The 512-nt window shown below is 48.6% G+C and carries 1 protein-coding gene; it reads right to left on the bottom strand.

Translation table 11 applies throughout. From position 1 onward, the window contains the following. The coding region (locus BO222_RS14490; RefSeq protein WP_143356986.1) for an IS66 family transposase zinc-finger binding domain-containing protein at nt 1–512 on the bottom strand (512 nt) is incomplete at both ends.

The raw sequence follows: 512 nt of genomic DNA, 5'->3' as shown, positions 1-512 counted from the left end.
GCAAGCAGAATCTGGCTGAGTCTGGCAAAAAGAGGAGCAAAGTAAACCTGCGAAACTGAAATGATCCAGCTGCACAGAGTTCCTGAAGAAACGCTGAACATTCCCATTTCTCTGAACATCGTAATCAGAAGATTGGTGGGAATCTGATAGAGAATCTTGAAGGCGATCGCCATGGCAAGAAATGAGGAGGAAGCCCAGCTTCCGGGCAGAAGCGGCTTTGGAGCCTCGGCCTGAACGGGAGACAGTCCGCATTCACTGAGCGGAGTGTCACTGTCAGCAGCTTTTGCATGACAGTCAGGGCAGCCGTAAGTCACACCCACATACTCAATGACTCTGAGTCTGGGAAGTTCAACCTTAAGCTCGTAACGCAGATGCTTTTCTCCAAACGGAATGAGCTCATGACCACAGTATTCGCAGAACCTTTTGTCCTCATCGAGTTCTCTTACAACCTTTTCCACATCAATACCCATGCGTTCAATCATTTCTTTCAGCGTCGATTTGGGCTTTCTGGT

It is taken from the genome of Ileibacterium valens (genome assembly GCF_001945525.1).
Taxonomy (GTDB): Bacteria; Bacillota_I; Bacilli_A; order Erysipelotrichales; family Erysipelotrichaceae; genus Ileibacterium; species Ileibacterium valens.
This window is presented reverse-complemented; position numbering and strand designations above follow the sequence as displayed.